Origin of the sequence: Caballeronia sp. ATUFL_F1_KS4A, assembly GCF_023630905.1 — a bacterium.
GTDB lineage: Bacteria > Pseudomonadota > Gammaproteobacteria > Burkholderiales > Burkholderiaceae > Caballeronia > Caballeronia zhejiangensis.
Genome location: NZ_JALQEB010000021.1, coordinates 25,767 through 31,766 on the forward strand (window position 1 = coordinate 25,767; position 6,000 = coordinate 31,766).

4 protein-coding genes and 1 CRISPR repeat array (1 of these 5 cut by a window edge) are annotated in these 6,000 nt (G+C 62.7%); of the genes, 1 reads left to right on the forward strand and 3 read right to left on the reverse strand.

Annotated elements, in window-relative coordinates:
- Window positions 1–281: a CRISPR direct-repeat array (repeat unit 28 nt; unit sequence GGTTCCTCCGCGCGCGCGGAGATAGACC); it begins 174 nt to the left of the window's first position.
- Between the two features lie 62 nt (window positions 282–343).
- From betA to betI, 3 genes are read right to left on the reverse strand one after another with little or no spacing between them, the layout of a single operon-like run.
- A complete protein-coding gene (betA, locus tag NCS03_RS14140) occupies window positions 344–2,044 on the reverse strand; it encodes a choline dehydrogenase (protein WP_250529291.1) in 1,701 nt (566 codons plus the stop codon).
- A gap of 12 nt (window positions 2,045–2,056) precedes the next feature.
- The gene (betB, locus tag NCS03_RS14145) at window positions 2,057–3,526 is read right to left on the reverse strand and encodes a betaine-aldehyde dehydrogenase (RefSeq protein WP_250529292.1); all 1,470 of its coding nucleotides are present in this window, start codon (window positions 3,524–3,526) and stop codon (window positions 2,057–2,059) included.
- 29 nt (window positions 3,527–3,555) lie between these two features.
- A complete protein-coding gene (gene betI / locus NCS03_RS14150; RefSeq protein ID WP_008354158.1) occupies window positions 3,556–4,143 on the reverse strand; it encodes a transcriptional regulator BetI in 588 nt (195 codons plus the stop codon).
- 227 nt (window positions 4,144–4,370) lie between these two features.
- On the opposite strand from betI, the gene fdhA reads away from it, so the two are divergent.
- The gene (gene fdhA, locus NCS03_RS14155) at window positions 4,371–5,567 is read left to right on the forward strand and encodes a formaldehyde dehydrogenase, glutathione-independent (protein ID WP_008354157.1); all 1,197 of its coding nucleotides are present in this window, start codon (window positions 4,371–4,373) and stop codon (window positions 5,565–5,567) included.
- Window positions 5,568–6,000: the final 433 nt, after the last annotated feature.

Genomic DNA, 6,000 nt, shown 5'->3' on the forward strand with positions numbered 1-6,000 from the left:
TATCGAAATGGTTCCTCCGCGCGCGCGGAGATAGACCTCTGGTTGCACTTGCGCGTCATCACGACTTGGCGGTTCCTCCGCGCGCGCGGAGATAGACCTTGCCGTATTCATACATCGGTTCAGGCCGCGCAGGTTCCTCCGCGCGCGCGGAGATAGACCCTTTCCCGGCAAGACGACGCCGGCCGCAGTCGCGGTTCCTCCGCCCGCGCGGAGATAGACCGCGCAGGGAAGCCGATCCGGATCTCTTCGAAGCGGTTCCTCCGCTCACGCGCAGATAGCCCGTCGCCGACTCCCGGCTGCTGCACGATCAGATCGTTTCCTCCGCCCAAGCGGAGCTCCCACCTCAAACCCCCACCAACCCCCCCTTCGCCCCCACCACCTCCCGCGCCCGTTTCCCCCGCGCCACGAAATAAGCCGTCTCCGCCCGCCCCAACGCAGCAACGCCTCTAATCCGATCCGCAATCTTCTCCGCCAACATGATCGTCGGCGCATTGAGATTCCCGGTCGTAATCTGCGGCATGATCGACGCATCCACGACGCGCAATCCTTCCATCCCATGCACGCGTCCTTCGCCGTCGACGACAGCCATATCGTCATAACCCATCTTGCACGAGCACGAAGGGTGAAAAGCCGTCTCCGCCTTCGCCCTCACGAACGCATCGAGTTCCGCATCGCTTTGCAGATCATCCGACGGATGCAACTCCCGCCCGCGATATCGCGCGAGCGCCGGCTGCCGCATGATCTCGCGCGTAATCCGAATGGCATCGCGAAACTCACGCCAGTCGAGCGGATCGGCCATGTAGTTGAAAAGAATGCTCGGATGCGCGTTCGGATCGCGCGACTTGAGCTTCACGCGCCCCCGACTCGGCGAGCGCATCGATCCGACATGCGCCTGGAACCCATGCATCTTTATAGGATTCGAGCCGTTGTAATTGATCGCGACCGGAAGAAAGTGGTACTGGATGTTCGGCCAAAGATCCTCGTCGCGCGTGCGGATGAAGCCGCCCGCTTCGAACTGATTGCTCGCGCCGATGCCCGTCCCGTTCAGCATCCATTCGAGCCCGATCGCCGGCTGATTCCACCACTGCAGCGCCGGATATAAGGACACCGGCTCCTTGCATTCGTACTGCATGTACATCTCGAGATGATCCTGCAAGTTCTCACCGACGCCCGGCAGATCATGCACGACTGGAATCTCCAACTCGTTCAGCCAGTCAGACCGTCCGACGCCCGAGCGCTGCAACAACTGAGGCGATGCAATCGCGCCGCTGCACACGAGCACTTCGCGCCGCACATGCGCCGTCACGCGCTGCCCGCCATGCAGATAAGCAACGCCGATAGCCCGCTTACCCGAGAACAACACGCGATCCGTGATCGCATGCGTCACGATGGTCAACCCGGCACGATGCTTCACGCGATCCAGATATCCGCGCGCCGTGCTCGCACGACGTCCCTTCGCGGTCACGGTGCGATCCATCGGACCGAAGCCTTCCTGCTGATAACCGTTGAGATCCTCGGTACGCGGATAACCCGCCTGCACGCCCGCCTCGACCATCGCGGCGAAAAGCGGATTGTTGCCGGGCTTGCTCGTCGTCACATGCACGGGACCATCGCCGCCGTGATACGCATTCGGTCCGATATCGCGCGTCTCCGCTTTGCGGAAATACGGCAGACAGTCGAGATAACTCCAGTTCTCGAGACCGGGCATCGACGCCCAGTTGTCGTAATCGAGCGCATTGCCGCGGATATAACACATGCCGTTGATCAGCGACGATCCGCCCAGCCCCTTGCCGCGCCCGCACTCCATCCGACGGTTGTTCATATGCGGCTCGGGCTCGGTTTCATACGCCCAGTTGTATCGCCGCCCTTGCAGCGGATAAGCCAGCGCCGCAGGCATCTGCGTGCGAAAGTCGAAGCGATAATCCGGCCCGCCCGCTTCGAGCAGCAGCACCGTCACGTCTTCGTCTTCCGTGAGACGCGACGCGAGCACGTTGCCCGCCGATCCCGCACCGACGATGATGTAATCGTATTCGTTCGCGCTCATCGCACATGCTCCTTAAAACACAGGCTGATAGGGACCGAGCTCGACCTGCACGGACTTTATGCGCGTAAAGGCGCTCAGCGTGACGATGCCGTTCTCGCGCCCGACGCCCGATTGCTTGTATCCGCCGACGGGCATTTCCGCCGGCGACTCTCCCCACGTATTGATCCAGCAGATGCCCGCTTCGAGCCGATGAATCACGCGATGCGCGCGCGACAGGTTCTCCGTCACGACGCCCGCCGCGAGGCCGTAGTCAGTATCGTTGGCGCGCGCGATGACTTCGTCTTCGTCATCGAACGCGAGGATGCTCATCACAGGCCCGAAAATTTCTTCGCGCACGATGCGCATGTCGTCGCGGCAATCAGCGAACACGGTCGGCTCGACGTACTGGCCGCGCGCGAATGCGCCGTCGGTCATGCGCCCACCGCCCGCGACGAGCCGCGCGCCTTCGCGCTTGCCGCTCTCGATATACGTCAGCACCTTCTGCAACTGCGCGGCGCTCGCCAGCGGCCCGAAATTCGTCCGCGGATCATCGGGCGCGCCGATGCGAATGCGCTCCACGCGCTCCATCACGAGCGCTTCGAACTTGCCGATGACACCGCGTTCGACGAACACGCGCGTGCCGTTCGTGCATACCTGTCCGGAACTGAAGAAGTTCGCGCTCATTGCGATATCGGCGGCGCGTTCGAGGTTGGCGTCGTCGAATACGATGAGCGGCGACTTGCCGCCGAGTTCCATCGTCACTTCCTTGAGCGTCGATCCGCCCGCGCGCGCCATCACTTTCTTGCCGGTTTCGACGCCGCCCGTGAACGATATCTTCTCGATGCCCGCATGTTCCGCGAGCATCGCGCCTACGCGTCCGTCGCCATGCACGACATTGAAGACGCCCGCGGGCACGCCCGCTTCCGTATAGATTTCCGCGAGCTTCGACGCAGTCAGCGGCGTGATTTCGCTCGGCTTGAAGATCATCGCGTTGCCCGCCGCGAGCGCGGGCGCGGATTTCCAGCACGCGATCTGAATCGGATAATTCCACGCGCCGATGCCCGCGCAAACGCCGATCGGTTCGCGCCGCGTATAAACGAACGACGATTCGCGCAGCGGAATCTGCTCACCTTCGATGGCCGTCGCGAGCCCCGCGTAATACTCGATGACATCCGCGCCCGTGACGATATCGACGGCGCGCGTCTCCGCGATCGGCTTGCCGGTATCGCGTGTTTCGATCGCGGCGAGTTCGTCGTTGCGCGCGCGCAGCAGATCGACCGCGCGGCGCAGGATGCGCGAGCGCTGCATCGCGGTCATCGCGGCCCATTCGCGCTGGCCTTCGCGCGCCGATTTCACCGCGCGATCGATATCCGCCTGCGACGCCCGCTGCACGCGCGCGAGCGTTTCGCCGGTCGCGGGATCGAGCGTGTCGAAGGTTTCGCCGCTCGTCGCATCGACGTATTCGCCGCCGATATAAAGCCGTTGCTCTCCGAATGCGGACATGTCGCGCTCCTTTCCTTGAATGTGATTAATCAGCCGTGCGCTTCCAGCACGAGGTCGATGTATTCGTAAGCGAGCCGCAGCGCGCCCTTCGTGTCGAACGGCTCGCCGGCCAGCGCGCCGCGCAGCCACAGGCCGTCGATCAGCGCGGCGAGGCCGCTTGCGGCGCGGCGCGCGGCGGGCTTCGTCAAGGCACGCGCGAAATCCGCGCACAGGTTCGAATGCAGACGCCGCGTGTTCACGCGCTGCAGCCGGCGCAATTCCGGCTTGTGCATGCTTTCCGACCAGAACGCGAGCCAGGTTTTCATGACGGGCCCGTTCACCTGTTCCACATCGAAATTCGCCGCGACGACCGCGCGCAGTTTCGATCGCGGATCGGGCTTCGCGGCTTTGCGGCGGCGCGACGTGCCTTGCCATAGCGAGCGCAGCACATGGCGCATCGTGGCTTCGAGCAGACCGTCCTTGTCGCCGAAGTAATGGCTGACGATGCCCGTCGACGTGCTCGCGCGCTGCGCGACCGAAGCGAGCGTCGCGCCGGAAAGTCCCGATTGGTCGATGGTATGCAACGTGGCGTCGATGAGTTGCGCGCGGCGGATATCGCGCATTCCGAGCTTGGGCATGGTCTTTTCGTGACTGACGATGTGCGCAGATACTATTTTTTTTATTTTGAACGGTCAATCAATAAAAACCGGGTCGAAAGGTTTTCTGCGCGCGATGTCGGTTTCAGTCAAACGTGCGTCGCATTGAGTGCGAGTCGCGGCGTCGCGAGAGCGCTACCCTCGTTGCACGGGCGCGGTCATCGGTCGGATGGTTCGCGCATGCCGTCCACGAAACAAGGAGACGATCAATGAGCAGCAATCGCGGCGTCGTGTATCTGGGGCAGGGCAAGGTCGAAGTGCAATCCATCGACTATCCGAAGATGGTCGATCCACGCGGGCGGGACATCGGCCACGGCGTCATTCTGAGGGTCGTCAGCACGAACATTTGCGGCTCGGATCAGCATATGGTGCGCGGCCGCACGACAGCGGAAGTCGGCCTCGTGCTCGGCCATGAGATTACGGGCGAAGTGATCGAAGTGGGGCGCGATGTCGAGACGCTTGCCATCGGCGATCTGGTTTCGGTGCCATTCAACGTCGCGTGCGGCCGTTGTCCGACGTGCAAGGCGCAGCATACGGGCGTGTGCCTGAACGTGAATCCGTCGCGTGCGGGCGGCGCGTATGGCTATGTCGACATGGGCGGCTGGATCGGCGGTCAGGCGGAATACGTGATGGTGCCGTACGCGGACTTCAATCTGCTGAAGTTTCCCGACAAAGCGCAGGCGATGTCCAAGATCCGCGATCTGACTTGCCTCTCCGACATTCTTCCGACGGGTTACCACGGCGCGGTGATGGCGGGCGTGGGGCCGGGCTCGACGGTGTATATCGCGGGCGCGGGGCCGGTCGGGATGGCGGCGGCTGCGTCGGCGCGCTTGCTGGGCGCGGCTTGCACGATCGTCGGCGACATGAACGAGGAGCGTCTTGCGCATGCGCGCGCGATGGGCTTCGAGACGATCAACCTGTCGAAGGATGCGACGCTCGGCGAGCAGATCGAGCAGATTCTCGGCAAGCCGGAAGTGGATTGCGCGGTCGATTGCGTGGGTTTCGAAGCGCACGGTCACGGCAGCGATGCCGGTCACGAAGCGCCCGCGACGGTGCTCAATTCGCTGATGGAGATTACGAAGGCGGCGGGCGCGATCGGGATTCCGGGTCTTTACGTGACTGACGATCCCGGTGCGGTCGATGCTGCGGCGAGGAAGGGGAGTTTGAGCATTCGCTTCGGCCTGGGCTGGGCGAAGTCGCATTCGTTCCATACGGGGCAGACGCCGGTCATGAAGTACAACCGCAATCTGATGCAGGCAATTTTGTGGGATCGGTTACCGATTGCCGATATCGTCAATGTGACGGTGGTTTCGCTCGATGAAGCGCCGGATGGGTATCGGAAGTTTGATGGCGGAGCGCCGAGGAAGTTTGTTATCGATCCGCATGGGTTGTTGAAGGCGGCTTGAGCCTTTGTTTTTGCCCCCGGCGGGTTGGGGGCCTTCGGTTTTCTTGTTGTTGCCGGATCCCGTTATCGCGTCGGTCTATTGGCACGGCCCCCGTGCGGGGCGGCGCCTACTTTCTTTGCCGCTGCAAAGCTGGGTTTGGCGTTTCGTTTCTTTTCGCCGGATCCCGTTTTCGTGGCGGTCTATTAGCGTTGCCCCTGTGCGGGGCGGCACTCACTTTCTTTGCTGCTGCAAAGAAAGTAAGCAAAGAAAGCAGCTCGTCACGGCCCACGGTCACACGCAATTTGGGTAGTCCTCTCGTCACAGGCGGCACTCGCCTAAAGAGTGCCCTCAAACACCTAATCGGGCTTGGATCGCGCACGGTCCGCCGCCCGAAAACGCTGAGGACACTGGTTCAGCACGAAAGAGCTTCGGCACAGCGCTACGCGCTGCCGCC